At 53.6% G+C, this 25,740-nt stretch carries 21 protein-coding genes, 9 tRNA genes, 1 rRNA gene and 1 pseudogene (1 of these 32 cut by a window edge); 28 read left to right on the forward strand and 4 right to left on the reverse strand.

Annotated elements, in window-relative coordinates:
• The 16 genes from ACL02P_RS18750 to ACL02P_RS18825 form a co-directional block, all read left to right on the forward strand.
• Positions 1-27 (forward strand) — tRNA-Ala (locus ACL02P_RS18750) (it extends 49 nt beyond the left edge of the window).
• Between the two features lie 165 nt (positions 28-192).
• Positions 193-3,252, forward strand: a 23S ribosomal RNA gene (locus tag ACL02P_RS18755).
• Positions 3,253-3,394: 142 nt separating this feature from the next.
• Positions 3,395-3,486, forward strand: a tRNA-Ser gene (locus ACL02P_RS18760).
• Positions 3,487-3,505: 19 nt separating this feature from the next.
• Positions 3,506-3,582: transfer RNA gene (locus tag ACL02P_RS18765), tRNA-Met, on the forward strand.
• A 9-nt stretch (positions 3,583-3,591) separates the two neighbouring features.
• Positions 3,592-3,667, forward strand: a tRNA-Val gene (locus ACL02P_RS18770).
• Between the two features lie 34 nt (positions 3,668-3,701).
• Positions 3,702-3,777 (forward strand) — tRNA-Thr (locus tag ACL02P_RS18775).
• A gap of 9 nt (positions 3,778-3,786) precedes the next feature.
• Positions 3,787-3,863, forward strand: a tRNA-Asp gene (locus ACL02P_RS18780).
• 83 nt (positions 3,864-3,946) lie between these two features.
• Positions 3,947-4,019: transfer RNA gene (locus ACL02P_RS18785), tRNA-Phe, on the forward strand.
• Positions 4,020-4,071: 52 nt separating this feature from the next.
• A tRNA-Tyr gene (locus ACL02P_RS18790) sits at positions 4,072-4,157 on the forward strand.
• An 8-nt stretch (positions 4,158-4,165) separates the two neighbouring features.
• Positions 4,166-4,238: transfer RNA gene (locus ACL02P_RS18795), tRNA-Lys, on the forward strand.
• Between the two features lie 134 nt (positions 4,239-4,372).
• Positions 4,373-5,473, forward strand: a complete 1,101-nt coding sequence (locus tag ACL02P_RS18800) for a PucR family transcriptional regulator (RefSeq protein WP_260071494.1) — start codon at positions 4,373-4,375, stop codon at positions 5,471-5,473.
• Positions 5,474-5,609: 136 nt separating this feature from the next.
• Positions 5,610-6,731, forward strand: a complete 1,122-nt coding sequence (locus ACL02P_RS18805; RefSeq protein WP_009225032.1) for an ABC transporter ATP-binding protein — start codon at positions 5,610-5,612, stop codon at positions 6,729-6,731.
• Between the two features lie 255 nt (positions 6,732-6,986).
• Positions 6,987-7,928, forward strand: coding sequence for an HPr(Ser) kinase/phosphatase (hprK, locus tag ACL02P_RS18810; RefSeq protein WP_009225031.1), 942 nt, complete (start codon positions 6,987-6,989; stop codon positions 7,926-7,928).
• An 11-nt stretch (positions 7,929-7,939) separates the two neighbouring features.
• Positions 7,940-8,980, forward strand: coding sequence for a prolipoprotein diacylglyceryl transferase (gene lgt, locus ACL02P_RS18815; RefSeq protein WP_323078489.1), 1,041 nt, complete (start codon positions 7,940-7,942; stop codon positions 8,978-8,980).
• Positions 8,981-8,987: 7 nt separating this feature from the next.
• Positions 8,988-9,641, forward strand: coding sequence for a pyrophosphatase PpaX (gene ppaX, locus ACL02P_RS18820; RefSeq protein ID WP_412837849.1), 654 nt, complete (start codon positions 8,988-8,990; stop codon positions 9,639-9,641).
• A complete protein-coding gene (locus tag ACL02P_RS18825) occupies positions 9,638-10,126 on the forward strand; it encodes an acyltransferase (RefSeq protein ID WP_016314053.1) in 489 nt (162 codons plus the stop codon). The genes ppaX and ACL02P_RS18825 overlap by 4 nt, the downstream gene beginning before the upstream one ends.
• 415 nt (positions 10,127-10,541) lie before the next feature.
• On the opposite strand, the gene ACL02P_RS18830 is transcribed toward ACL02P_RS18825, so the two are convergent.
• From ACL02P_RS18830 to ACL02P_RS18840, 3 genes and pseudogenes are all read right to left on the reverse strand, one after another.
• The gene (locus ACL02P_RS18830) at positions 10,542-11,501 is read right to left on the reverse strand and encodes a hypothetical protein (RefSeq protein ID WP_412837850.1); all 960 of its coding nucleotides are present in this window, start codon (positions 11,499-11,501) and stop codon (positions 10,542-10,544) included.
• On the reverse strand, positions 11,482-11,790 hold the full coding sequence (locus ACL02P_RS18835; RefSeq protein ID WP_412837851.1) for a hypothetical protein: 309 nt from the start codon (positions 11,788-11,790) through the stop codon (positions 11,482-11,484). Before ACL02P_RS18835 ends, ACL02P_RS18830 begins: the two co-directional genes overlap by 20 nt.
• Positions 11,783-12,329: pseudogene (locus ACL02P_RS18840) on the reverse strand (sigma-70 family RNA polymerase sigma factor). Before ACL02P_RS18840 ends, ACL02P_RS18835 begins: the two are co-directional and overlap by 8 nt.
• Before the next feature lie 195 nt (positions 12,330-12,524).
• On the opposite strand from ACL02P_RS18840, the gene ACL02P_RS18845 reads away from it, so the two are divergent.
• From ACL02P_RS18845 to ACL02P_RS18895, 11 genes are all read left to right on the forward strand, one after another.
• Positions 12,525-13,742 carry an acyltransferase gene (locus ACL02P_RS18845; RefSeq protein ID WP_260071489.1) on the forward strand — a complete coding sequence of 406 codons (1,218 nt, stop codon included), beginning with the start codon at positions 12,525-12,527 and terminating at the stop codon, positions 13,740-13,742.
• Between the two features lie 254 nt (positions 13,743-13,996).
• Positions 13,997-15,196, forward strand: a complete 1,200-nt coding sequence (locus tag ACL02P_RS18850; protein ID WP_260071488.1) for an ATP phosphoribosyltransferase regulatory subunit — start codon at positions 13,997-13,999, stop codon at positions 15,194-15,196.
• Between the two features lie 60 nt (positions 15,197-15,256).
• Positions 15,257-15,877: an ATP phosphoribosyltransferase gene (gene hisG / locus ACL02P_RS18855; protein WP_397376636.1), complete on the forward strand. Its 621-nt coding sequence runs from the start codon at positions 15,257-15,259 to the stop codon at positions 15,875-15,877.
• 66 nt (positions 15,878-15,943) lie between these two features.
• A complete protein-coding gene (gene hisD, locus ACL02P_RS18860; RefSeq protein ID WP_323079165.1) occupies positions 15,944-17,257 on the forward strand; it encodes a histidinol dehydrogenase in 1,314 nt (437 codons plus the stop codon).
• On the forward strand, positions 17,241-17,855 hold the full coding sequence (hisB, locus tag ACL02P_RS18865; protein ID WP_323078502.1) for an imidazoleglycerol-phosphate dehydratase HisB: 615 nt from the start codon (positions 17,241-17,243) through the stop codon (positions 17,853-17,855). The genes hisD and hisB overlap by 17 nt, the downstream gene beginning before the upstream one ends.
• Before the next feature lie 3 nt (positions 17,856-17,858).
• On the forward strand, positions 17,859-18,482 hold the full coding sequence (gene hisH / locus ACL02P_RS18870) for an imidazole glycerol phosphate synthase subunit HisH (protein ID WP_412837852.1): 624 nt from the start codon (positions 17,859-17,861) through the stop codon (positions 18,480-18,482).
• Positions 18,483-18,972: 490 nt separating this feature from the next.
• Positions 18,973-19,716 (forward strand): 1-(5-phosphoribosyl)-5-[(5-phosphoribosylamino)methylideneamino]imidazole-4-carboxamide isomerase, encoded by a 744-nt coding sequence (gene hisA, locus ACL02P_RS18875; RefSeq protein ID WP_412837853.1) that lies wholly within the window; start codon positions 18,973-18,975, stop codon positions 19,714-19,716.
• A gap of 48 nt (positions 19,717-19,764) precedes the next feature.
• The gene (gene hisF / locus ACL02P_RS18880) at positions 19,765-20,523 is read left to right on the forward strand and encodes an imidazole glycerol phosphate synthase subunit HisF (protein WP_412837854.1); all 759 of its coding nucleotides are present in this window, start codon (positions 19,765-19,767) and stop codon (positions 20,521-20,523) included.
• Positions 20,520-21,215 (forward strand): bifunctional phosphoribosyl-AMP cyclohydrolase/phosphoribosyl-ATP diphosphatase HisIE, encoded by a 696-nt coding sequence (hisIE, locus tag ACL02P_RS18885; RefSeq protein WP_009225017.1) that lies wholly within the window; start codon positions 20,520-20,522, stop codon positions 21,213-21,215. The genes hisF and hisIE overlap by 4 nt, the downstream gene beginning before the upstream one ends.
• A 17-nt stretch (positions 21,216-21,232) precedes the next feature.
• Positions 21,233-22,063: a histidinol-phosphatase HisJ gene (hisJ, locus tag ACL02P_RS18890; RefSeq protein ID WP_412837855.1), complete on the forward strand. Its 831-nt coding sequence runs from the start codon at positions 21,233-21,235 to the stop codon at positions 22,061-22,063.
• Between the two features lie 114 nt (positions 22,064-22,177).
• Complete coding sequence (locus ACL02P_RS18895) at positions 22,178-23,125, forward strand: ribose-phosphate diphosphokinase (RefSeq protein ID WP_009225015.1); 948 nt, start codon at positions 22,178-22,180, stop codon at positions 23,123-23,125.
• 62 nt (positions 23,126-23,187) lie between these two features.
• Here ACL02P_RS18895 and ACL02P_RS18900 read toward each other — a convergent pair whose 3' ends face one another.
• Positions 23,188-23,589: an iron chaperone gene (locus tag ACL02P_RS18900; RefSeq protein WP_260071482.1), complete on the reverse strand. Its 402-nt coding sequence runs from the start codon at positions 23,587-23,589 to the stop codon at positions 23,188-23,190.
• Between the two features lie 357 nt (positions 23,590-23,946).
• Between ACL02P_RS18900 and ACL02P_RS18905 the strand changes: the two genes are divergently transcribed.
• Complete coding sequence (locus ACL02P_RS18905) at positions 23,947-25,683, forward strand: tetratricopeptide repeat protein (RefSeq protein ID WP_009225013.1); 1,737 nt, start codon at positions 23,947-23,949, stop codon at positions 25,681-25,683.
• The last annotated feature ends 57 nt before the right edge of the window (positions 25,684-25,740 follow it).

A 25,740-nucleotide genomic window follows, 5' to 3' on the forward strand; every position in this document is an offset into this window, starting at 1 on the left:
GGAGTTCGATCCTCCTTGGCTCCACCATAAGATTTCATCAACTTGATCCTTGAAAACTGGATAACGAAACGAAATTTGCGTTTTAGAACAATCCTTTTAGCTGACTTGTGTCAAAACAAGTTTTAAAAGGTAGTTACTACTAATGCGAAGGTTTGTGTGGTCGATTTAGACAGCGCAATACCAGAGCGAATTGGTTAAGCTACTAAGAGCACACGGAGGATGCCTAGGCGCTAGGAGCCGACGAAGGACGTGGCGAACAACGATACTGCCTCGGGGAGCTGTAAGCAAGCATCGATCCGGGGATGTCCGAATGGGGAAACCCGGCTGGAGTAATATCCAGTCACTCACTGCTGAATCCATAGGCAGTGAAGAGGCATACCAGGGGAACTGAAACATCTAAGTACCCTGAGGAAGAGAAAACAAAAGTGATTCCGTCAGTAGCGGCGAGCGAACGCGGATTAGCCTAAACCAAGGAGCTTGCTCCTTGGGGTTGTGGGACGTCTCACATGGAGTTACAAAGGAACATATTAGACGAACAGGTCTGGAAAGGCCGGCCAAAGAAGGTAAAAGCCCTGTAATCGAAAATGTGTTCCCTCCGAGACGGATCCCGAGTAGTGCGGGGCACGTGAAACCCCGTATGAATCTGCCAGGACCATCTGGTAAGGCTAAATACTCCCTAGCGACCGATAGTGAAGCAGTACCGTGAGGGAAAGGTGAAAAGCACCCCGGAAGGGGAGTGAAAGAGAACCTGAAACCGTGTGCTTACAAGAAGTCAGAGCCCTGTTTATGGGTGATGGCGTGCCTTTTGTAGAATGAACCGGCGAGTTACGTTTGCAAGCGAGGTTAAGCCGAGAAGGCGGAGCCGCAGCGAAAGCGAGTCTGAATAGGGCGAAGTAGTTTGCAGGCGTAGACCCGAAACCGTGTGATCTACCCCTGTCCAGGGTGAAGGTGCGGTAACACGCACTGGAGGCCCGAACCCACGTACGTTGAAAAGTGCGGGGATGAGGTGGGGGTAGCGGAGAAATTCCAATCGAACTCGGAGATAGCTGGTTCTCCCCGAAATAGCTTTAGGGCTAGCCTCGGTGGGACAGTCGTGGAGGTAGAGCACTGATTGGGTGCGGGGCCCGCCAAGGGTTACCAAGCTCAGTCAAACTCCGAATGCCATAGACTGAATAACCGGGAGTCAGACAGTGAGTGCTAAGATCCATTGTCAAAAGGGAAACAGCCCAGACCATCAGCTAAGGTCCCCAAGTGTGTGTTAAGTGGGAAAGGATGTGGAGTTGCACAGACAACCAGGATGTTGGCTTAGAAGCAGCCACCATTTAAAGAGTGCGTAATAGCTCACTGGTCGAGTGACTCTGCGCCGAAAATGTAACGGGGCTAAACACACCACCGAAGCTATGGCTTGAATCGACTTCACTGCTTCTTTGAGGCGGTGTGAGACCGGAGACATTTTTGCCGAAAGCTACCGATGAAGAAATTCAAAGGTTTCGACCAAATGGTTCTCGGGGCGAAACACCAGACTTCGAAGCTGGAGTGAAGTCGATTCAGGGGTAGGGGAGCGTTGTGTACGCGTTGAAGGTGTACCGGAAGGAGCGCTGGAGTGTACACAAGTGAGAATGCCGGTATGAGTAACGAAAAGATCAGTGAGAATCTGATCCGCCGAAAGCCTAAGGGTTCCTGAGGAAGGTTCGTCCGCTCAGGGTAAGTCGGGACCTAAGGCGAGGCCGAAAGGCGTAGTCGAAGGACAACAGGTAGAAATTCCTGTACCACCGTAATCCGCTATGAGCGATGGGGTGACGCAGTAGGGTAGTGACGCGAGCTGATGGATGCTCGTCCAAGCAGTGAGGCTGGTGTGTAGGCAAATCCGCACACCGATAAGGCTAGGCTGTGATGGGGAGGGAAAATTGACAGTACCGAAGGTCATGATCTCACACTGCCAAGAAAAGCCTCTAGCCAGGAGAAGGTGCCCGTACCGCAAACCGACACAGGTAGGCGAGAAGAGAATTCTAAGGCGCGCGGAAGAACTCTCGTTAAGGAACTCGGCAAAATGACCCCGTAACTTCGGGAGAAGGGGTGCCTCGGTAGGGTGAATAGCCCGAGGGGGCCGCAGTGAAAAGGCCCAAGCGACTGTTTAGCAAAAACACAGGTCTGTGCGAAGCCGCAAGGCGAAGTATACGGGCTGACGCCTGCCCGGTGCTGGAAGGTTAAGGGGAGCGGTTAGGGGTTAAACCCGAAGCTGTGAACCGAAGCCCCAGTAAACGGCGGCCGTAACTATAACGGTCCTAAGGTAGCGAAATTCCTTGTCAGGTAAATTCTGACCCGCACGAATGGCGTAACGACTTGGGCGCTGTCTCAACGAGAGATCCGGTGAAATTTTAATACCTGTGAAGATGCAGGTTACCCGCGACAAGACGGAAAGACCCCATGGAGCTTTACTGCAGCTTGATATTGGACTTGGATACGATTTGTACAGGATAGGTGGGAGCCTAGGAAGCCGGAGCGCCAGCTTCGGTGGAGGCGCCGTTGGGATACCACCCTGATCGTATCTAGGTTCTAACCTGGTACCGTAATCCGGTACGGGGACAGTGTCAGGTGGGCAGTTTGACTGGGGCGGTCGCCTCCTAAAGAGTAACGGAGGCGCCCCAAGGTTCCCTCAGAATGGTTGGAAATCATTCGAAGAGTGCAAAGGCAGAAGGGAGCTTGACTGCGAGACTGACAAGTCGAGCAGGGACGAAAGTCGGGCTTAGTGATCCGGTGGTACCGCATGGAAGGGCCATCGCTCAACGGATAAAAGCTACCCTGGGGATAACAGGCTTATCTCCCCCAAGAGTCCACATCGACGGGGAGGTTTGGCACCTCGATGTCGGCTCATCGCATCCTGGGGCTGAAGTAGGTCCCAAGGGTTGGGCTGTTCGCCCATTAAAGCGGTACGCGAGCTGGGTTCAGAACGTCGTGAGACAGTTCGGTCCCTATCTGTCGTGGGCGTAGGAAATTTGAGAGGAGCTGTCCTTAGTACGAGAGGACCGGGATGGACGCACCGCTGGTGCACCAGTTGTTCCGCCAGGAGCACAGCTGGGTAGCTAAGTGCGGACGGGATAAGCGCTGAAAGCATCTAAGCGTGAAGCCCCCCTCAAGATGAGATTTCCCAGTATGTAAGACCCCTTGAAGACGACAAGGTTGATAGGCCTGAGGTGGAAGTGCCGTAAGGCATGGAGCTGACAGGTACTAATCGGTCGAGGGCTTATCCAAAATTCACCCCAAAAAGTGAAGCGGAGGCTTCGGAGAGTACACCGAGTACTTTTCGGGGACCCCGGGAACTGAATAGGGGCTAAAATGCAAATCTAGTTTCGTATCCAGTTTTCAAGGATTAAACCTTGATTTTTTATGGTTTGGAGAGATACCCAAGTGGCTATAAGGGGACCCTCTGCTAAGGGGTTAGACTGCGTAAGCGGTGCGAGGGTTCGAATCCCTCTCTCTCCGCCATTTGTACAAGCTTATCTGTGGCGGCGTAGCTCAGCTGGCTAGAGCGTACGGTTCATACCCGTGAGGTCGGGGGTTCGATCCCCTCCGCCGCTACCATAACATTTCGGAGGCTTAGCTCAGCTGGGAGAGCATCTGCCTTACAAGCAGAGGGTCGGGGGTTCGATCCCCTCAGCCTCCACCATGATCTTTACTTGAAACATCATAATTTACACCGTGCCGGTGTAGCTCAATTGGTAGAGCAACTGACTTGTAATCAGTAGGTTGGGGGTTCAAGTCCTCTCGCCGGCACCATTCTCTTGCGGAGCCGTGGTGTAGAGGCCTAACATGCCTGCCTGTCACGCAGGAGACCGCGGGTTCGAATCCCGTCGGCTCCGCCATTTATTTGAATATTTCCACCGTAAAGTGGGAAAGTGTTCAACTTCACCGCTTTATTTTTTTGGGATTTTACCGTGTAATTTATGGCTCGGTAGCTCAGTTGGTAGAGCAGAGGACTGAAAATCCTCGTGTCGGCGGTTCGATTCCGTCCCGAGCCACTTTTATGCTTCCAGCATCATATTGGACTGAACTGGACAGCATAATTCATATGGAGGCTTAGCGAAGTGGCCAAACGCAGCAGACTGTAAATCTGTTCTCTGACGAGTTCGGTGGTTCGAATCCATCAGCCTCCACCAGTTTTTATGAGCCATTAGCTCAGTTGGTAGAGCACCTGACTTTTAATCAGGGTGTCGAAGGTTCGAGTCCTTCATGGCTCATGATCTAAAGCCGTTAACCTTAGGGTTGACGGCTTTTTTGCACGTACGGCAGGACGAGGATTTAGGTTTGCTCCGGCAGTTATGATAAAATAAGTCTAATAAACTCGAAAACGCATGGAAAGAAAGGCTACGCTATGGAGATCAAATTGCTAAAGCAACAAGTGGAGAGCGTCATCGGTACGTCGCTGTCGGAGAGCGTTTGGGAGGCAAAGGACTGGAACGATGTTGTTAGAGCAGCGAATTCCTCGGAGCCCGGGCCATATCGCGTGGACGAACGATGGGTATGGTTCGTGGAACATCAACAAGGAAGCGTACGCGTACTTGAATCGGAGGCTGCCACAGTAACGGAGTCTGAGGCCCGATTGATTCAAATGCTCCTGACTGCTGCCCGAGAAACGGCAACCCCCTCACCTAACTTGAAGCGGGAGGATGAGATGCGCAGCATCCAGCTGGGCGAATGGCTGGAGGAGCGTTTGGAGCAAGGGGAGCTGACCCAGCCGCTGCCTGATCACTTGACCTTGAAGGTGAAGCTCAAGGGAAGGATGTTGCCCTTTTTGCTGAATTGGGAAAGTTCGGGGCAAGGACAGGCCATTTCATTTTCGAAGTTGAACAAGCTGTTGAAGAGTTACTTCGGAGGCGAAGTGATCCTGGCTCCGCTAAAAGAAGCTTGGCTGATTCTGCTGGGCGAAGAGCTGTTTATGAGCCTGCGGGAGGAGAGCGAAGAGGCGGCGGAAACGGAACGTGACTTGATGGCAGCTTTATGCCAAGGCTTATACGAGCTTGTGACGAACGAATGGGTTGGAGGATTTCACCTTACGGTCGGAAGTGCCTTAATTGCTGAGACCGAATTGGTCTCCGCCACGTTGTTCTTGCGTCAGACGTTGGCCCTCGGCCGGATGTTTAATGTAACGGCCCCCATCCATTTTCCCTGGGAGCTGAGGCTGGAGCGGCTGGTGTACAGCATACCGGAGGAGCAACGTCGGCAATTTGCTTTGGAGCTTGGGGATCGCGCAGATTTGCTGCAGGATGAGGAGATACGGACCACGTTGGAGACGTTTTTTGCGTTGGACTGCAATGTGAGTGAAACCGCGAAACGGCTATATATTCACCGAAACACATTATTATACCGGATAGATAAATTCAAACAGGAAACTGGGCTGGATGTAAGAACGTTTAACGACGCGGTTTTGGTCAAGTTGGAGCTGCTATTGTATAAAGTGACGAAAAGGCCTTAAGATTTTTGTGCAGTTTGTGGATGGATGGGCAGCCCCCTATCGTCTAATATATAAATATAAAATGTATCCGATTTCATAAAAGTCATAGAACCAATACCCTAATACCACCAAATTTAAGTAATGGGAGGACGAAGACATGGCAGGCGTACGTTTAGAACACATTTACAAAAAATACCCGGGTGCTGCTAAAGCAACCGTAGAAGACATCAACCTCGATATCAAGGATAAGGAATTCCTCGTACTGGTAGGACCTTCCGGTTGCGGTAAATCCACAACGCTTCGGATGATCGCTGGTTTGGAGGAAATTACCGAAGGTAAATTGTACATCGGCGACCGCGTCGTAAACGACGTTGCTCCGAAAGACCGCGACATCGCGATGGTATTCCAATCCTACGCGCTGTATCCGCACATGAACGTATATCAAAACATGGCGTTCGGTTTGAAACTTCGTAAAGTGAAGAAAGACGAAATCGACCGTCGCGTTCGCGAAGCGGCAAAAATCCTCGACATCGAGCATTTGCTGGATCGCAAACCGAAAGCTCTTTCCGGTGGTCAACGTCAACGGGTTGCCTTGGGCCGCGCCATTGTCCGCGATCCTCAAGTGTTCCTGATGGACGAACCGCTTTCCAACTTGGATGCTAAGCTGCGCGGTCAAATGCGCGCGGAAATCACGAAACTGGTTAAACGTCTGGAAACGACTTGCATCTACGTAACACACGACCAAATCGAAGCTATGACGATGGGTGACCGGATCGTCGTTATGCATGACGGTATCATCCAACAAGCTGCTTCTCCAGAAGAGCTGTACAACCAACCAGGCAACATTTTCGTAGCTGGCTTTATCGGTTCGCCTACGATGAACTTCGTCAACGGTACTTTGGTGGAAGAAGCGGGCACCGTTCGTTTCAAAGCTACCAACATGGACGTTGTTGTGCCTCAAGGCAAAGCAACGATCCTGAGAGACAAAGGCTACATCGGCAAAGACGTTATCATGGGTATTCGTCCTGAGGACATCCATGAAGAGCCAGTGTTCCTGGAAGCTTCGCCGCAAACGACATTTACTGCTAACGTGTATCTGACGGAAAACCTGGGTCACGAAATGCAATTGTACCTGAACGGTGCAGGCAGCGACGGTTTGATCGCTCGTGTGGACGGCCGTTCCAATACACGTGAAGGCGACAACGTTAAACTGGCGATCGATATGAACAAAATTCATATCTTCGACAAAGAAACAGAACGCAACGTGTTCTTCAGCTAATCCGTTAAGCGATGAAGAAACCGCCCTTCGGGGTGGTTTTTTTGTTAATCGGGAGCAAGAAGCGGCAGTTGGACGATCCCTGGGTGGCACTCGGCCCAATGATTGATTTACGTGACAATTTCCTATACGATGAATACATTAAGTGATCTCGTACAAAGATGAATAAATGCCAATAAGGCAGCTGATATCGGAGCCGGAGCCCGTTGTTGACGGGCAGCCTCATTTTGAATGCCGGCAGGGGAAAGGAAGAGCACCATGGCTAAAAAAGTGAAAGTATCCGAATTAGTGAACCAATTCGGGCTCGAGGTGGTTTCCGGAGAGCAGGGTTTAAAACGTGCGATCACGGTCGACGATTTGTATCGTCCGGGCCTGGAGATGGCCGGGTATTTTGAATACCATCCGCCGGAGCGCGTTCAGATTCTGGGGAAAACGGAGCTGGCCTTCTTCGAGATGCTTCCGGAGAAGGAACGGAAAGATCGGATGGAACGGCTATGCAGCAGCGAGGAGACGCCCTGCATCATCGTCACCCGCTCTTGGAAGGTTCCAGAGGAACTGATTGAGATCAGTTCAGAGAAGCAGATTCCGGTCCTTCGTAGCAGTATGGCGACGACGATCCTGTCGAGCCGGATCACCAGTTTCCTAGAACGGAAGCTGGCACCAACCGCAACGATTCACGGGGTCCTTGTTGACGTCTATGGCGTTGGGATGTTGATTACCGGCAGCAGCGGGATCGGGAAGAGTGAAACGGCACTTGAGCTGGTTAAGCGCGGTCACCGCCTGATTGCGGACGATGCCGTAGAAATCCGACAAACGTCGGATAACCAATTACACGGTACGGCACCTGAACTCATTCGCCACCTGCTGGAAATCCGCGGTGTGGGGATCATTAACGTCATGACGTTGTTTGGTGCCGGGGCCATCCGCAACAACAAGCGAATTTCGTTGGTCGTGAGACTGGAAGCCTGGCAACAAGAGAAGCAGTATGACCGATTAGGTCTGGATGAAGAGACAACGCGGATTATCGATACTGATGTGCCGCTGGTGACGATCCCGGTACGTCCTGGACGGAACTTGGCCGTGATTATCGAGGTAGCCGCGATGAACTTCCGTTTAAAGCGAATGGGGTATAACGCCGCGCTGCAGTTTACGACAAAACTGACCGAAACGATTTCGGAAGATATCGACGATTTGGAGTAGGAGAGTGAACGATGGGCACTTTGTTATTAGACCCGATCGCTTTTTCCATCGGGGGCTTGAAAGTACACTGGTATGGCCTAATTTTGGGCTGTGCTGCATTGGTCGGCCTTCTGTTTGCCGTATGGGAAGGGAAGCGGTTTCGCATCCCTCAGGAATTTTTTATGGACTTGCTGTTATTGGGGGTGCCGTCGGCGATTGTCGCCGCGCGGATTTATTACGTCGCGTTTATGTGGGACGATTACAAAGATAACTTCTGGGACGTATTTAAAATCTGGAACGGCGGTATCGCCATTTACGGGGCGCTGATCGGCGCGATCATCTGCGCGGTGATCTTTGTTCGGCGCCGCGGTTATAACTTCTGGCGTATCGCTGATATCTGCGCGCCTTCACTGATTGTGGGACAGATGATTGGACGCTGGGGGAACTTCGTTAACCAGGAAGCCTACGGCGGACCAACAACGGAAAGCTTCCTTCGCGACAACCTGCATTTGCCTTCGTTTATCGTTAATCAAATGAACGTGCAGGGGACATTCCATCACCCGACGTTTTTGTATGAATCGTTGTGGAACTTGGTGGGCTTGATCTTGCTGATGATTTTGCGCAGACAGAAATTTTTGCGCGCGGGGGAATTGTTCGCCTCGTATTTCATCTGGTATTCGGTCGGACGGTTCTTCATTGAAGCGTTGCGGACGGACAGCTTGGCGTTCCAGGGAGCTTCCTGGCTGGCGTCGTTCGTAAACGGATTATGGACGCCAATGACCTGGCTCGGCTTCAAACAGGGATATTTGGCGCCGTCTTACGGCAACGTCCGCATTTCCCAGCTGCTTGCCTTGGGCATTGTGATTGCGGCGATCATCTTCATTATCGTACGTCGCAGTACCGTTCGTGACCTGCCGTATTATAGTGACCCTATTACGTCTACGAAAGTCGCCGCAGCAGATGCTTTGCCGGTAACGGCCGGAGCGGCTGAATCCGAGAAGGCGGAGTTGTCTAATACGGAGGAATCGCCCTTGGAGGAGTTGGCGGAAGCGCCGGAAGACAAGAAGGAGTAACAGCCACATGATAAACACCGTGTTATTTGATCTCGATGGAACGATTATCGATACCAATGAACTGATCATTACGACCTTTCTGCATGTCATCGAAAAGCATGGCTTCAAACCGCGCACGCGGGAAGAAATCATCCCGCATATGGGGCAAACGTTAGAGCACCAGTTGCAAGTGTTCTCAGGCCGTGATGATGTAGCAGATCTGGTAGCAGATTACCGAAAATACAACCGGGAACGCCATGATGAACTGATCCGTGAATTTCCCCAGGTCAAAGAAGTGATCTCCGATTTGCACGAACGGGGGATCACAATGGGGATTGTCACGACGAAGATTAAGGAGACCACGATGCTCGCCTTAAACATGTTCGGGTTAAAGCCGTACATGAAATCGATCGTGACGGTGGAGGATGTGAAGCATCCCAAGCCGCATCCTGAGCCGATTCTGACGGCGTTGCGCGAGCTGGGCGCTGATCCGGCACACACGTTGATGGTGGGCGATAGTGCCGCCGATCTGCAATGTGCGAAGGCAGCGGGTGTGAAGGCAGCCGGTGTAGCTTGGTCGTTGAAAGGCGAGGCGGTACTGCGCCAGTATCATCCGGATTACATCCTGCAAGAGATGCGAGATCTCTATGGAATCCTAGGTTTGGAGCCGGTGAGATCGTGAGACGAGTGAGGCGTTATCCGGTTGAAGGACCCAACGCACTCTGGCAGTTGTACCGGACGGTAAGCCCGTGGAAGGGCGTCCGGAACTTTATTTTTATCCAAATCGCCCGGTATTGCCCGATATTATCGCTGAAGAATGCCATCTACCGTCGGGTTCTCGGCATGAAGGTAGGCGAGCATACCGCGTTTGGGTTGATGGTGATGGTGGATGTGTTTTTCCCGGAGCTGATTACGGTTGGACGCAATTCGGTGATCGGGTACAACACGACGATTCTCGCCCATGAGTATTTGATCAAGGAATACCGCTTGGGTGAGGTGCGGATCGGCGATGAGGTGATGATTGGTGCGAACAGCACAATCCTCCCGGGCGTGACCATCGGAGACGGTGCGGTTGTCGCCGCCGGATCAGTGGTACATAAGGACGTGGCTCCGGGCACGTTTGTCGGCGGGAACCCGCTGCGGGTGCTGGAGCGGAAGAATCCCTAGTTGATGCAGGCATGCCTCATGTCATCAGGAGCCCGATGTGGCCCAACCCACATCTGCTGATGCGCTAACGCTGATCAGGAGCGCTATTGTGACGATTTTGGTGCCATGAAACTTCTAACGACGCTGAGCAGCGCTATTTCGAAGAAAACACTTGATTTCGGCAGCAGAATGGAACAATAAGCATGGTGGTCAGCGTTAGAATCGTAAAACGTTGATTTTGGCTGATATAAGCTTTGTGGTAAGCGTTAGATGCTAAGCTGCCGTTCCTCTGTCTGGGGCAATCGAAGTCCGAAGGCATGAGGTGCGGCGACGATGTCGCGGAGTAAATCTGAAAGTCTACGCGGCAGCTACGGACACCAGCGTAAAAAAGCGGTCCTGAGCCCGGCAATTTGCCGGATGGGACCGCTTTTTTGTGTTACTTTAGAGGGATTTTAAATTCTTGGGGTTTGTAGGAGCTGTCGAAGTCTTCCATTATGGTAATGTGCAAGGGCTGGACATAATCGCGTTTCTCTATTTTGAAGCGAATCGTTTCGTTGTCCCCATCCAGTGAATACATGGGAGAGTGCTCATCTTGAAGAATACGATAAACGGATTTGGCTTGATTGTCGTTGAAGTACTCGTCCACGGTATAAGGCTTACTTAAATGATTATCCGGAGTTGGGTTCATATGGAGAACCAATTCGATGACATTTTCGTGTTCAAGTACCTCCACTTGTTTGACGGACGGATCAGGAATGAAAAGCTGCTCCTTATCTGCATCTACCCACAGGCTAAAGGATCTCTGTTTCAAAGGATAGACGCCAAAATTATCAATTTCGAGTGTCACTTCTTTCCAATCCTTGTCATAGATACTCTCAAATTCAAGTCCGGTAAGAAACGCATCGGTAGATCCCTTCTGATAATCATAGATCAGGCTTCGTAGCGGGGCATACCGTCGGAATTCTGCTTCGCCTTCTCCACCTAAATATAGTTTGGCTTTAACAGGTTGGGACATCCATTGATTCACGCTCTTCTGAGGCTTGAACAGGATCGTCGTACTCAACGGGCGGATAACTATTTGATCAATCGTTAATGATTGGCCGTAGATAGTCGCGATTTGGTTAACTGGAACGGTCTTCTTCATTCTGGTATAAGGTCGGCTGTTCCACTCAATTGGTATTTGGCTGATAGGCTTCTCGTTGGATTCCTCCGTACCTACGGATAACACCAGACGATTCGGTGCATCGGGATCTTCGATATTTAATGTGTACTTTAAATGGGTGACAGAGCCGACGGGATACGTACCAACGGGAAGAAACACAGGTAAATGATCAAATGTATTTCCATGAGCATCTAATAGCCACAAATGAATGTCGTTATCGAGTTTTTTTCGCATCTACATAACTTGGGATCGCATCGTTAGAACTCGCGGTAGTGGTTATTGAACCGACAAGAGGTATTCCGCCATGCCAGATGAATAACATCAGCATACAAACCGCGATCACCCCGGCAGTTCCAGAGATCCATGCCCACCCTCGGTGCACACGCCATCTGCTACGGAGGCTTCGCCCCTGTTCTTGACCACGCTGGATCGCAGCGTCCAGTTTCTCGTCTAGGATTTGCTTCTCGGCCAGACGGATCCCATCAAAATAACGGGCAAGCTGGTCTTCCTCCCGATCAACCATAATACAATTCACCTCCCACATGCATATGGCGGCGAAGCTGCTTGAGGCCCTGATGCAGCCAGGTCTTAACCGTCCCCTCCGGACAGTCCAACACCCGGGCAATCTCCGTTAAGGTCATGTCTTGATAATACTTCAAGGTGAGGACATGGCGATATTTTGGCTTAAGCTGGTCCAGCGCGGAGTCCAGATCCATTTTGAACACGCTCACCATTTCTCCGTTTGTTTGCATTCGCTCTGCCACGTACGGAAGAACCCGTTTCCGCCTTTTCAATTCGTCGATGCAGCAATGAACCAAAATTCGGATCAGCCATGGAATAAAAGCCTCAGGGTTCCTTTAAGCGCCGACATTTGATCCAGGCCGTGCACACCGTTTCCTGGATGGCCTCCAGAGCGTCCGATTCATTGCGTAAATAGCTGTAAGCAATGCCGTAGAGCTTACGCCGGTGCAGGGATATTAACTGATAAAAGGCTTGTTCGTCTCCGCTGCAGGCAGCGGCAGCCCATTCTCTCTCTTCCAATTTGGGCTCCTTCCTTCCCATGTAAAATGCAGCGAAACAGGGTTACCGGCCGGTAATTTGATTCCCTATGTAAAGACGGGCAAGAAGGCCAAACGGTTTTATGATCGTCCAACTTTTGGTATAGTGAAGAGAGTGCTAGAGAAACTTTTCTCAAGCCCAGACGTCTAGTAGTACATAAATCAGGCTTCTTCTTAATTATGAACAGGGGTTGGTTGAGTGAGCAAGGTGGTCAAGGAACGTTTGCCGCAGCTAGACATCTTTCGCGCGTTAGCGATCTTCAGCGTCATCCAGGTGCACGCTTCATCGTTCGCGGCGGCAGAACAAGCGCTGAATTCACCGGTCTACTACTTTTATAATTGGATGAACATTTTCTTTAAAATCGGCACCCCGTCGTTTATCCTTCTCAGCAGTTTCGTCCTTTTTTACAATTATTACGATCAGCCGATTAGTCGCAAGCTGGTAAGCAAATTCTACAAGAAGCGTCTGACCTATATCATCTTGCCCTATCTACTGGTCTCCTGTTGTTATTTCATGTTAATAGCTATTTACCGCAACGATTTTGTCAATAACTCCAAGATGTATGAATTGAAGTCGCTGGGGACGGCACTGCTGACCGGCACGGCCTACACCCACCTCTACTTCGTATTTATCAGCATTCAGTTCTACCTGTTGTTCCCGCTCTTCTTGTGGTTATTCCAGTCCTTCCGGAATCGCCGCTTCTTGCTTGCGCTTATTTTACCTTTTGGTCTTGCGCTGCAGTGGGGCTTCGTATTCTGGAACAAATATCAGCTGCATCTGCCGAATAAAGGGAGCTACGCACTGAGCTATATGGGGTATTACATGTTAGGTGCGGTGCTGGCGATTTTCTTCAGCAAACTTAAGGGTTGGCTGAATACGGACTGGAAGGAAATGACCAAATCCCAAAAGGGATGGACCGCCGCGTTGTGGATCGGATGGCTGGCCGTTGCCTTCGTTCATGTCCAGATCTGGTATTTATACCGCCAAGGTTATGCTTCTCCCAACACCTTATGGTTTGAATTGTTATGGAACGTTCACACGATGTTCTCGGCGTTAGTGCTGCTCAAGGCGGCATTTTACATTCAGAGAAAAGGCTCGGCCTTCTGGGTTCGGACGCTGACCCGGGTGGGTGAGCTCTCCTTCGGGATCTATTTGTTTCATCCCGTCGTGTTGTTCGCGTACCGGCTCTTCTGGAATGAACAACGGCTGCCCGGTGCTTCCTATGGCTACCTGATTTATATCATCGTCGGTTCCCTGGCAGCTCTATTTCTTTCGTGGGGGTTCGTGCAGTTGTGCTTCCGGCGGCTGCCGTTTGCCGCGTGGTTTCTGGGGAGTGTACCGGCTTCCTTACGCAAAAATAAACCGTCCGGACCGCAGGAAAGCGGACAAAGTCCATCCGTTGGCGCAAATATGTAACTTCGATCAGTTGAACCGGTCCGGGCGTACCCGGCCGGTTTTTTTGTATGGATCGAGAGATCGCAAGGGTTTTGACCCTCGCTTGGGGAATACTGTAGGGCAGGCTAAATCGAGAAGTCGACCGGGGAGAAGCAATTGACGGTCTAAAAGGAATTATGATAAAATTGGGCTACTCTTTAATTTGGTAGTATGGTAGTACTTTAATATAATAAAGAAATTTCACATAAGAGAGAAAAAACGGTGAGGTGAAACAATTGTCGAAACCAAAAGGCTTTGAAAAACCGGCGGGTGTCCGCGATTATCTGCCTTTTGCCGTGGATAAGCTGCGGGCGATCGAACGGCGTGTGCTGGATTGCATGGCCGGCTGGGGATACCGGCAAATTATGACGCCAACAATGGAATATTACGATACCGTGGGCGTAGCCAGCTCGACGTCGGATCAGAAGCTGTTTAAATTGTTAAATAACCGGGGGACCACGATGGTGCTCCGTTCCGATATGACGGCGCCCATCGCGCGGGTCGTCGCTTCGTTGTTGAAGGAAGAGCCGTTGCCGCTTCGCTTGTCGTATCACGCCAACGTGTTCCGGGCGATTGAGGAAGAGGCGGGACGGGAAGCGGAATTTTATCAGACCGGGGTGGAATTGGTAGGAGATGATTCTCCGGATGCGGACGCCGAGGTGATCGCCTTGGCAGTGGCCTCGCTGCAGGCTGCGGGCGTGAAATCATTTAAGATCGCTGTCGGGCATGTCGGCTTCCTGAACGGTTTGCTGGAGGACGCGGTCCCGGGACGGGAAGATATTCAAGAGGCTTTAAAGGCTGGGCTACTGCATCGCGATTTTGTAGGTTATCGGGAAACACTCTCCCAGTTGTCTCTCTCGCAAGAGCAGCGTGACGAGCTCGAAGGGATTCTCCGTCTGCGCGGCGGGAAAGAAATCTGCGGCCAAGCATTGGAGCTGAGCCGCAATCCCTTGGCCCAATCCTCGGTTCAACATCTGAGCCAGGTGTGGGATGCCTTGGAGGATTTTGGCGTGGCCGAACATGTGATGATCGACCTGACGATGATTGGAGATTTCTCCTACTATACGGGGATGACGTTTGAGGGTTATGCCGCAGAGCTGGGTTTCCCGGTGTGCAGCGGCGGGCGGTATGACAATCTGCTGCAGCAGTTCGGACGACCTGCGCCGGCTACGGGATTCTCACTGAAGACGAACCGGATTCTCGACGGAGTCGGCGGGCTGGAGACGGAACCGGAGCTGCCGGTGGTGCTGCAATATGATGTGCCGAACCGGAAACGGGCGTTTGCTGAAGCGGAGCGGCTGCGCAGTGAAGGCTGCAGCGTGCTAATGCGCCGTGCGGAGGGGCCGGAGGATCTGCTCAGTGCGCCGGAGTCGGTGCGGAAGGCGGGGCCGCTGGGACCGGCATACGGCGATATCCTGACGTTTGTCAGCTTTTGAGTGAAGGCAGCTGCCTGAGAAGGAGGGCACAATCCATTGAAACAAATTATTAAAGTAGCTATGCCCAAGGGGCGTATTTATAAAAAAGCTTCCGCCTTGTTCCGCGAGGCGGGAATCGAGATCCCAGACGATGTGGATGAAACGCGCAAGCTGGTCATTCCGCTTCCGGACATCGGCATGGAGTTCATTCTCGCGAAGCCGGTAGACGTGCCGACTTACGTGGAATACGGGGTAGCTGATATCGGGATCGTTGGCAAAGACGTACTGATGGAGGAAAATCGAGACGTCTACGAGCTGCTTGACCTGGGCATCGCTCGTTGCCGCATGTCAGTTATTGCGCTGCCGGATTGGAAGCCGGGGATTCAACAGCGGGTCGCAACGAAGTATCCGAACGTAGCGTCGCAGTTCTTCCGCGAGCACGGGCAGCAGGTTGAGGTCATTAAGCTGAACGGCTCGATTGAGCTGGCGCCGCTCATCGGCCTTGCCGACCGGATCGTCGATATGGTGGAGACCGGGCAGACGCTGAAGGAGAACGGATTGGTTGAGTTGGAGAAGATCTTTGACATCACCAGCCGTTTAGTTGCGAACCGTGTCAGCTATCGGATGAAAAACGCTGAAATTCAGGCCGTGTGTGATGCGCTGAGCAAGGTGATTCAACGGGATGAAGTCTCGCAGGCTTGAGATTGAGGCAGGTTAAGGCAGATACGAGAACTTATAAGGATGAAGAAAGCAGGGGGATGCCGGATGATGAAACTAATATCGGCACAGGATTTTGATTTGCGGCGGGAAGCGGAATACGGCTCGCCGGAGCAAAACGAAGCGGTGAAAGCGATCGTCCAAGCGGTGAAAGCGGAAGGGGACGCGGCCTTGCTCCGGTACACGGAGCAGTTTGACGGCATGAAGCTGGAGGCGTCCGGGCTGCGCGTGACGAAGGAGGAGCTGGAAGCGGCGTATGCGGCCGTGGAGCCGACGTTCGTGACGGCGATACGGGGGGCGGCCGAGAACATCCGGGCGTTCCACGCCCGGCAGAAGCGCAACTCCTGGATGGATTTGCAGCCGGACGGGAGCTTGCTGGGTCAAATCATCCGACCGTTAAAGCGGGTCGGCGTGTACGTTCCCGGCGGGAAGGCGGCCTACCCGTCTTCCGTGCTCATGAACGTGATTCCCGCACAGGTGGCCGGCGTGCCGGAGATCGTGATGGTGACGCCGCCGGCGACGGGCGGCAAAGCCGGGATCGACCCGTACATCCTCGTGGCCGCAGCGGAAGCCGGCGTACACGAGATCTATCGGGTCGGCGGGGCCCAAGCGATTGCGGCGCTCGCTTATGGCACGGACGCGATCCGGCCCGTTGATAAGATCTGCGGGCCGGGGAACATTTACGTCGCGCTGGCTAAACGCGAAGTATACGGTGTCGTCGATATCGACAGTATCGCCGGTCCTAGTGAAATCGCCGTGCTGGCCGATGACAGCGCCGATCCCGCCTATGTGGCGGCGGATCTGCTGTCCCAGGCCGAACACGACGAGATGGCGTCGGCGATCCTCGTGACGCCGTCGGAGGCGTTTGCGAAGGCGTGCCAGGCCGAGATGGAGCGGCAGCTGGCCGCGCTGCCGCGCAAGGCGATCGCCGGAGCTTCGATCGAGCGCTACGGCGCGATCATTCTCGTCGATACGGTGGAAGCCGGGATCGACGTGATTAATCAGCTGGCGCCGGAGCATTTTGAGCTGATCGTGGACAATCCGATGAGCTATCTGGGGCAGGTGGAAAATGCCGGGGCGATTTTCCTCGGACCGTACAGCTCGGAGCCGGTGGGGGATTATTTTGCCGGTCCGAACCATATCATTCCGACCAACGGCACGGCGAGATTCTCGTCACCGGTGGATGTGGACGATTTTATTAAGAAATCAAGTCTGATTTACTATAGCAAGGAAGCGCTGCTGGAGAACGGAGCAACCATTATGGAGCTGGCGCGGCGGGAAGGGCTGGAAGGCCATGCCCGGGCGATCGAAATCCGGCTGCAGCAAGAAGGAAAGGCGGGGAACGAAGATGGCAGGCAACAATAACGGGGGAGCGGTGCCACGCCAAGCGAGCATCAGCCGCACAACGAACGAAACGGACATTCAACTGACCTTTGCGGTGGATGGGAGCGGGAACGCGCAGTTGGAGACGGACGTGCCTTTTTTGAACCACATGCTGGATTTGTTCACGAAGCACGGACATTTTGATCTCTCGGTTCAGGCGCGCGGCGATATCGAAATCGACGACCATCACACGGTGGAGGATATCGGTATCTGTCTGGGTCAGGTGATCCGGGAGGCGCTAGGCGATAAAAAAGGGATCAAACGTTATTCCAGCGTGTTTATTCCGATGGACGAGGCGTTGGCGCAAGTGGTGATTGACGTCAGCAACCGTCCGCATTTCGAATACCGGGCGGAGTATCCTTCGGACCGGGTGGGCAGCTTTGACGTTCAGCTTGTCCATGAGTTTCTGTGGAAGCTGGCGCTGGAGGCGCGGATTACGCTACACGTGATCGTGCACTATGGCCAGAACACGCATCACATGATCGAGGCGGTGTTCAAAGCGCTCGGACGGGCGCTTGACGAGGCGACGAGCATTGACCCGCGCGTCAGCGGGGTGCCGTCGACGAAGGGAGTGCTGTAGCCGATGAAGATTGCCATCGTCGATTACGGGATGGGCAACCTGCACAGCGTGAGCAAGGCGGTGGAGCGCCTCGGCTACGTAGGTACAATTACCGGGGACGAGGCGCAGATTCTGGCGGCGGACGGCGTACTGCTGCCGGGCGTCGGGGCTTTTGGCGACGCGATGAAGCATCTGCGCGCGTCAGGCCTGGACGCCGTGGTACGGCAGGCGGCCGCTGGAGGCACACCGCTGCTCGGCATCTGCCTCGGGATGCAGCTGCTCTTCGGCGAGAGCGAAGAGCATGGGCGGAACGAGGGGCTGGGCTTGCTGCCGGGCCGAGCGGTGCGGTTTGCGGGCATCGACGGGTACAAGGTGCCGCATATGGGCTGGAACCGGCTGTCGTTCCTGCAGCCGGAGAACCCGCTGCTCGCCGGGCTGGAAGAGGGACATGTGTACTTCGTCCACTCTTATCACGTGTTGGCGGAGCAGCCGGGGGATGTGCTGGCCGTGACCGACTACGGCCATCCGGTGACCGCCATCGTCGGCCGCGGCAACGTCTTCGGGATGCAATTCCATCCCGAAAAGAGCGGCGAGCTCGGGATGGCGTTGCTGCGCAATTTCCTGGCGCTGGTGGAGCGGCAGGGATAAAGCTGCGAGATCGACACGCATGATGCAGGTAAGCGCCAGCTAGATGCGATGAAGCGTCCGGTGTGCTTGGAGCGTTTGATGGTTGGGGGCGAATGGCGTACTGGTTGCACACGAAGCGCCCCCTGACGCAACTGCCAACGGCGAACGCGGCTTCGCATGGAGCCATCCGAGGTTAGCGGTAATTTATGGCCTTATTTTTGCGGGTAGACAGGCTTAGCGGAGGATTAGCGGTAAAAAGTGGCGTTATTATGGAGCAAATCGCTCGAGTGCTGGGGTTTTGGCTGAAATAGCGCCTTGAAATACCGTTATTTTCACTGAGTGGCATGATTGCGTTGAAATAACGCCATAAATTACCGCTATTTTGAAACGGGATATGTAGCTTTGACACGGAGCATTACGCACCATTACGGAATATAACGGGGCAGTGCGGAGCATTCAAACATTCATTTAACGTAGTCTTTAACCATGAACGGCGGGAGGTAGGAACATCATGTCATCTTTTATTATTTATCCGGCTATCGACATTCGCGGCGGAAAGTGTGTGCGGCTGGTCCAAGGCGATTATGATCGTGAAACGGTGTATAACGCGAACCCGGTTGAGGTGGCCCGTTCTTGGGAAGCCCAAGGCGGGTCGTTTATCCATTTGGTCGATTTAGACGGCGCGAAGGCGGGGCATCCGGTCAATGATGAGCTGATCGGAGAGATCGCTCGCACCGTACAGGTGCCGGTCCAGGTCGGCGGCGGTCTGCGCACGATGGATGACGTTAAGCGGCTGTTGTCGCTTGGCGTGAGCCGGGTCATTCTAGGTACGGCGGCGATTGAGGACCGGGTGTTCACTGAGGCGGTGCTGGGCACCTACGGCGATAAAGTCGCGATCGGCATCGATGCCCGAAACGGCTTCGTCGCGACGCGCGGTTGGCTGGAAACCTCCGAGGTTCAGGCGGAAGTGTTAGCGAAGGAACTCGCGGCCAAAGGGGCGGAGACGTTTATCTTCACCGATATCTCCCGTGACGGGATGATGCAAGGGCCTAACGTTGAGGCGATTTTGTCTCTGGCCCAGGCGTCCGGCAAGACGGTAATTGCCTCCGGTGGCGTCACGGTGCAGGACGATTTGCTGCGCCTCGCTGCCCACAGAGATCAAGGCATCGGCGGAGCTATCGTTGGCAAGGCGCTGTACACGGGGAATATTGATTTGGCTCAGGCGATCGAGGCGATTGGAGCTTTGAATCGTTGATCTCGAAATCAACGAATAGACGAATTACGGAAAGGAAGTCGAACCAGCATGCTCGCAAAGCGAATTATTCCCTGTCTGGACGTGAAGGACGGGCGGGTCGTCAAAGGCGTGAATTTTGTGAAACTGCGCGATGCCGGTGATCCGGTGGAGCTGGCCGCGTTGTATGATCGCGAGGGGGCGGATGAACTCGTCTTTCTGGACATTTCCGCATCGCATGAAGGCCGGGCAACCATGATCGAGGTGGTGAAGCAAACGGCCGGCGAAATCGCCATCCCGTTTACGGTGGGCGGCGGGATCTCCCAGGTGGAGGATATGAAGCGCCTTCTTCGGGCCGGGGCCGATAAGATCGGCATCAATACGGCGGCGGTCGTTAATCCAGAGCTGATCTCGGACGGGGCACGCCGTTTTGGCTCCCAATGCATCGTTGTGGCTGTAGATGCCAAATATAACGCCGAGTGGGGCGAATGGGAAGTGTACACCCACGGAGGACGCAAACCGACGGGCATCCGTGCGCTGGAGTGGGTACGGGAAGCCGAGAAACGGGGCGCCGGGGAAATTCTGCTGACGAGCATGGACGCCGACGGCACCAAGGACGGGTTTGATCTGCCGCTGACCAGCGCGGTCAGCCGGGCGGTAGGGATTCCGGTCATCGCCTCGGGCGGGGCGGGGAAGACGGAAGATTTTTACGAGGTATTTACCGAAGGACTTGCGGATGCGGCGTTGGCGGCGACGATTTTTCACTATAAAGAAATGGCCATACCGGATTTAAAACAGGAGTTAAAAGCCAAAGGGGTGGAGATACGATGACCGCAGAAAATCAACAGACCCTGCAACTCTCGCTTCCGATCGAAGCATTGGAGCAGACGGTGAAGTGGGATGCAGCCGGTCTTGTGCCGGCCATTGTCCAGGATGCGCGCAGCAAGGAAGTGCTAATGCTGGCCTACATGAACCGCGAGTCGCTGCGCAAATCGGTGGAAACCGGCCAGACGTGGTTCTGGAGCCGGTCGCGCGCGGAGCTGTGGAATAAAGGGGCGACCTCCGGCAACACGCAGCAGATCACGGCCTTGAAGTATGATTGTGACGGCGATACGCTGCTCGTTGAGGTCATTGCGAACGGGCCGGCTTGCCACACGGGAGAGCCTACGTGCTTCTATCGCACGGCTGCTGCTGCCTCCACGGGATCGGGGAGCGGTGCCGATGAACGGTTCAAGGTGCTGGCTGAGCTGGAGCAGTTGATTGCGGAGCGTTATACCGAGCGTCCCGAAGGGGCGTACACCACGTATTTGTTTGAAAAAGGTCTCGATAAAATCCTCAAAAAGGTCGGCGAAGAAACCGCCGAGTCAATTATCGCAGCCAAAAACGGCGATAACGATGAGCTGCGTTACGAAGTCAGCGACCTGATCTACCATCTGCTGGTGTTGCTGCGTGAGCGCAATTTGCCGCTGGATGAAATTATGCAGGAGCTGGAGCGGCGTCATGAGCGGCCGCGGCGTGACTAAAGCGGAGGGGTGAAAAGATGCTGATCGACTACCATACCCATCATGAACGCTGTGGTCATGCCGTTGGCGCACTGGAGGATTACATCCGCCGAGGGATCGAGATCGGGTTGTCCCATCTGGGCGTCTCTGACCATATGCCGCTGCTGCATGTGGATCCGGCTGCCTATTATCCGGAAATGGCAATGCCGATGGAGGAGCTGCCGCGGTACGTGGAGGAGGCTTTTCGCCTGAAGGAAAAATACCGCGGGCAGATCGATGTACGCGTCGGCCTGGAAGGCGATTATATCGAAGGCTGGGAGGAGCAAATCGAACGCATCATCACAGCATATCCGTGGGATTATGTGATCGGTTCGGTGCATTTTCTCGGGGAATGGGATGTATCGGATTTCCGCCAGGTCCACAACTGGGAAGGCAAGGATGTGTTCGCGGTATATGCGCAATACTATGATGCCGTGACCAAAGCGGCGCAAACCGGGTTTTACGATTTCCTTGGCCACCTCGACGTCATTAAGCGGTTTGGGTACAAGCCCGGGCCGGAGCTGGAGCAAGAGACGATTGAGCTGGAGCGGCGGGCCTTGGCTGCCGTGAAAGAAGCCGGGATTGCGATCGAGCTTAATGCCTCGGGACTGTCGAAGCCTTGTGCGGAGATGTTCCCTAGCGAGCGGATCTTGCAGGCGGCCATCGAGATGGGGATCCCGCTGACGGTGGGGTCGGATGCCCATGATCCCCAGAAGCTGAGCGAACATTTGGATCAAGCGCGAACGCTGCTGTATAAACTGGGAGTGCGGGAGTTGGCGACGTTCGAGGGACGTCGGCGGACGATGATTCCTTTGGAAGCAGATAAGTAAGCGCCCCAAAGCCATGGCTGGAAATTGCTGGACGCCCCGATCGAATCCATGTACGATAATAGTGTAGGGATGTCCAAGTCTTAAATGTCATAAATAAGGATTCGGGAGGATGTTATGGAAGCCAAAATGCGCATGTTTTCCGGTTCGTCCAATCCGAAGCTGGTATCGGATATCTGCAGTCGACTCGGGATCGAACCCGGGAAGGTGAAATTGTCGCGCTTCAAAAGCGGAGAAATTTATGTGCATTATGAGGAAAGTATCCGTAATTATGACGTATTTCTCGTACAGTCGCTATCCCATCCGATTAATGAGATGTTCGTCGAGCTCCTGGTGATGATCGATGCGGCCAAGCGGGCTTCCGCCCGCACGGTGAACGTCATCATGCCTTATTACGGCTACGCCCGGCAGGAGCGTAAATCCGCGCCGCGGGAACCGATTTCGGCTAAGCTGCTCGCTGATGTGCTGACGACGGCTGGGGCGAGTCGGGTCGTGACGATCGATTTGCACGCGCCGGCGATTCAGGGCTTCTTCAACATTCCGGTCGATCATCTGACCGCGTTAGACTTGATGACCGATTACCTGCGGGCCCAGCAGATTCCGAATCCCGTGATCGTCTCGCCGGATGCGGGACGGGCCTCGATGGCGGAGAAGCTGGCCAACGGACTGGACTCGCCGTTTGCCATCATGATTAAGAAGCGTCCCGCGCACAACCAGTCGGTGATCACGCATGTGATCGGCGACGTGGCCGGGCATACGCCGATTATCATCGAGGATTTGATCGACACTGGCTCCACCATTGTAAACGTTGTCGAAGGGTTAAAGGAACGGGGCGCGGAGGACGCCTATGTGTGCGCAACGCACGGGCTCTTCTCGGACAATGCCCTGGAGAAGCTGAAGCATCCCAATATCCGGCAAGTGGTCGTCACCGATTCGATCGCGCAGCCGGAGCTGCATTCTCCCCATGTGCAGGTGCTCTCAGTAGCGCCCATGCTAGCCCGGGCGACGCAGTTCATTCTGGAGGGCGGGTCGATTGCCGCTTTGTTCAAAGATCGAGGCATTTAGAAGTCCAACATCATTCAAGTAAAAAGCCAAGCCGCTGAAGAAGCGGCTTTTTTGTTCACGAGTTATTGGTTCCTACGCTTCTTAGCAGCTTTGGCTTCGGCGGCCAGGCGGTTTTCCGCCGCGCGGAAGAGAACGATGCGGCGAATCAGATCCAACGGCAGCGGCTGGTCCAAGGGAAACTGTACTGACCCTTTCCCGCCTTTGTAATGGGACAGTTCCTCCGCAAATTCCTTAGTACCGTTGGGGGTTGGGTAAAAACCGATATGTTTCTTAAACGCTGCGAAATGCACCAGGATTCTGCCATCGGTTTCAAAGGTCGGCATTTGATAGCTGATCCGCTCGATTGCGTTAGGCGCAACCTCCTGAACCAGCTTACGGATTTGCTGCAATCTGTCCTGAATCTCTGGCGGGAATTGGGCGATATATTCGTCGATCGTCGTAAATAGGGGTTGATTCGTGTCCATCGTTCGGAAGACTCCTTTTTTTACCGCTTGTGTGCATGCGTTCTTTTCAACTTTAGTGCCGTTTTTTTCTGAAAAAAATGGACCAGAGGATGTAAATCACCAGTGCGAATATCAATAAGGCAACAACCGTGTTTTCCCAAACGAACTCCATAATGGAAATAGCTCCTTTCTCTGCAAATATCTCAATTATTCGCCTGCGGAGAGTGGATTTCCTTCCAGTAGCGGCGCATCCGTTATTTTCCGCTCGGATTCCCCGTGGGAGGACAGCTTCTCCTATGTTATACTGTGGAATGGAGAGTTTACCTGAAACGTACGGAAAGTAGACTTGGAAGAATGAAATCAAAGGAGGTGCCTTGCTTGAAGGAAAGAAAGCGACCGGCTAAAACCCAGCGGGGGAAAGTGCTGCCGATCTCGATGGATGCGGGATTTTTCTTCGAGAGAGCCGTTTCTTCGTTGGACCGTTATCGCTACGACAAGGCATTAAAATATTTCCGCAAAGCCGTAGAATACGAGCCGAACAACCCGGTGAACCACTGCAATATGGCCGGGATTCTATCGGAGATGGGGGACTATGCGGCATCCAATGAGGTGCTCCAGACCGTGCTGGAGGAGATCGACCCGTCCATGACGGAATGTTATTTCTATATGGCGAACAATTACGCCAATATGGATATGTTTGAAGCGGCCGAAGAAGCGCTCATCCGCTATTTGGAGGAGGATGAACAGGGGCAGTTCCTGAGCGAGGCCGAGGAGATGATCGACTTGCTGCAATACGAGCTGGACCGCCCAACGAAATTAAAGAGCATCAAATCGCGGCATGGCGTCTATGAGCACGATCAGGCGCGTGCGTTGCTAGAAGAAGGTAAGTTCGCTCAAGCCGTCAAAATGCTGGAGGAGCTGGTGCAGAGCCTTCCCGATTTCCTGGCTGCCCGTAACAATCTCGCATTAGGGTATTACTACCTGGGATTGTTCCACAAGGCGGTGGAAACCGTGGAAGAGGTGCTGGTGAAGGATCCCGGAAATTTGCACGCCTTATGTAATCTGGCGATTTTTTATCAGCATGCTGGAAACCGCGAGGCGCTGGAAGAGTTGGCCGGCCGATTGGAAAATATCGTTCCTTTCCACCAAGAGCACGTGTTCAAGCTGGCGACAACCATGGGCATCTTGGGGCGGCACGAAGCGGCCTTTGGCCATTTTATGCGGCTGATGCGCGGGAATGAGACGAACTTGGATGCCAGCCTGTATCACTATGCCGCGGTGGCTGCCTACCATACGGGACGGAAGGCTGAAGCCGAGCAGCTATGGAATACGGCGAAAAGGCTGGATCCGAAATCGAGCGTGCCGGGCTATTATTTGAATATTCTGTCCCAGGAGCGTGAGCATCCCGAGGCGGAACCGGTTCCTGTCAATTATCAGTACCTGCTTCCGTTCGAGGAGCAAATGAAGCGGTGGGAGGCTTCAGAAGAAGGGATCCCGGCTGAGATGAAGGAGAACCCGCTGATTCGTTCCTCGTTCTTCTGGGCGCTGCGCCACGGGGACAACAAAACCAAGCTTCAAGTCATTCAGGCGATGGGCCTGATTGCTGACCGGGAGGTTGAGGAGGCGCTGCAAGCCTTCTTGCTGGAGCCGGAAGAAGATGCGTATTTGAAGGAAATGGCTTTGTTCGTGCTCCGCAATCTCGGCGTGAACCAGCCGCTGCCGGTTCGTTCCGGTGCGACGACAACGCTGGTCGATCCAAGCCGGGTGACCACGCAGCTGCCGGTATGGCGGAGCGAGTGGCAAGCGGTTGTGGATTTGGCTCTGGAGCGGATGAAGCGGAGCTTTGATCTTCAGCAGCAGCATGATATGGAGACGTTGTGGGCGGATTTTCTCACCCGGTTATATCCGGATACGCCAACGGTCTCCCATTTGGAGGGCTGGGCCGCGGCACTTGAATACTTGACGGCCAAAATGCACGGACAATCCGTCACTTACGAGCAGGTGGCGCAGAAATACAATATTTCCGCCTCTACGGCACGCCGTTATGTTCAACGGGTGGATGAAGTATGCGGCGTGAAGGAGAAGCTCGCGGAGATTTTTCCTTCGGTCCAATAGTTTGATGGGTAAAGCAGGTCCAACTTGGGGAAAATTTGATGGAGTATTCCATTTACA

The sequence above is a fragment of the Paenibacillus sp. MB22_1 genome, from assembly GCF_047200555.1.
In the GTDB taxonomy this organism is placed as follows: Bacteria; Bacillota; Bacilli; order Paenibacillales; family Paenibacillaceae; genus Fontibacillus; species Fontibacillus phoenicis.

Excerpts from the sequence above, each read along its gene's own strand:
- ACL02P_RS18800 (WP_260071494.1), top strand. The coding sequence starts at position 4,373 with ATGGAGATCAAATTGCTAAAGCAACAAGTGGAGAGCGTCATCGGTACG.
- ACL02P_RS18805 (WP_009225032.1), top strand. The coding sequence starts at position 5,610 with ATGGCAGGCGTACGTTTAGAACACATTTACAAAAAATACCCGGGTGCT.
- hprK (WP_009225031.1), top strand. The coding sequence starts at position 6,987 with ATGGCTAAAAAAGTGAAAGTATCCGAATTAGTGAACCAATTCGGGCTC.
- lgt (WP_323078489.1), top strand. The coding sequence starts at position 7,940 with ATGGGCACTTTGTTATTAGACCCGATCGCTTTTTCCATCGGGGGCTTG.
- ppaX (WP_412837849.1), top strand. The coding sequence starts at position 8,988 with ATGATAAACACCGTGTTATTTGATCTCGATGGAACGATTATCGATACC.
- ACL02P_RS18830 (WP_412837850.1), bottom strand. The coding sequence starts at position 11,501 with ATGCGAAAAAAACTCGATAACGACATTCATTTGTGGCTATTAGATGCT.
- ACL02P_RS18835 (WP_412837851.1), bottom strand. The coding sequence starts at position 11,790 with ATGGTTGATCGGGAGGAAGACCAGCTTGCCCGTTATTTTGATGGGATC.
- hisG (WP_397376636.1), top strand. The coding sequence starts at position 15,257 with ATGCCCAAGGGGCGTATTTATAAAAAAGCTTCCGCCTTGTTCCGCGAG.
- hisD (WP_323079165.1), top strand. The coding sequence starts at position 15,944 with ATGAAACTAATATCGGCACAGGATTTTGATTTGCGGCGGGAAGCGGAA.
- hisB (WP_323078502.1), top strand. The coding sequence starts at position 17,241 with ATGGCAGGCAACAATAACGGGGGAGCGGTGCCACGCCAAGCGAGCATC.
- hisH (WP_412837852.1), top strand. The coding sequence starts at position 17,859 with ATGAAGATTGCCATCGTCGATTACGGGATGGGCAACCTGCACAGCGTG.
- hisA (WP_412837853.1), top strand. The coding sequence starts at position 18,973 with ATGTCATCTTTTATTATTTATCCGGCTATCGACATTCGCGGCGGAAAG.
- hisF (WP_412837854.1), top strand. The coding sequence starts at position 19,765 with ATGCTCGCAAAGCGAATTATTCCCTGTCTGGACGTGAAGGACGGGCGG.
- hisIE (WP_009225017.1), top strand. The coding sequence starts at position 20,520 with ATGACCGCAGAAAATCAACAGACCCTGCAACTCTCGCTTCCGATCGAA.
- hisJ (WP_412837855.1), top strand. The coding sequence starts at position 21,233 with ATGCTGATCGACTACCATACCCATCATGAACGCTGTGGTCATGCCGTT.
- ACL02P_RS18895 (WP_009225015.1), top strand. The coding sequence starts at position 22,178 with ATGGAAGCCAAAATGCGCATGTTTTCCGGTTCGTCCAATCCGAAGCTG.
- ACL02P_RS18900 (WP_260071482.1), bottom strand. The coding sequence starts at position 23,589 with ATGGACACGAATCAACCCCTATTTACGACGATCGACGAATATATCGCC.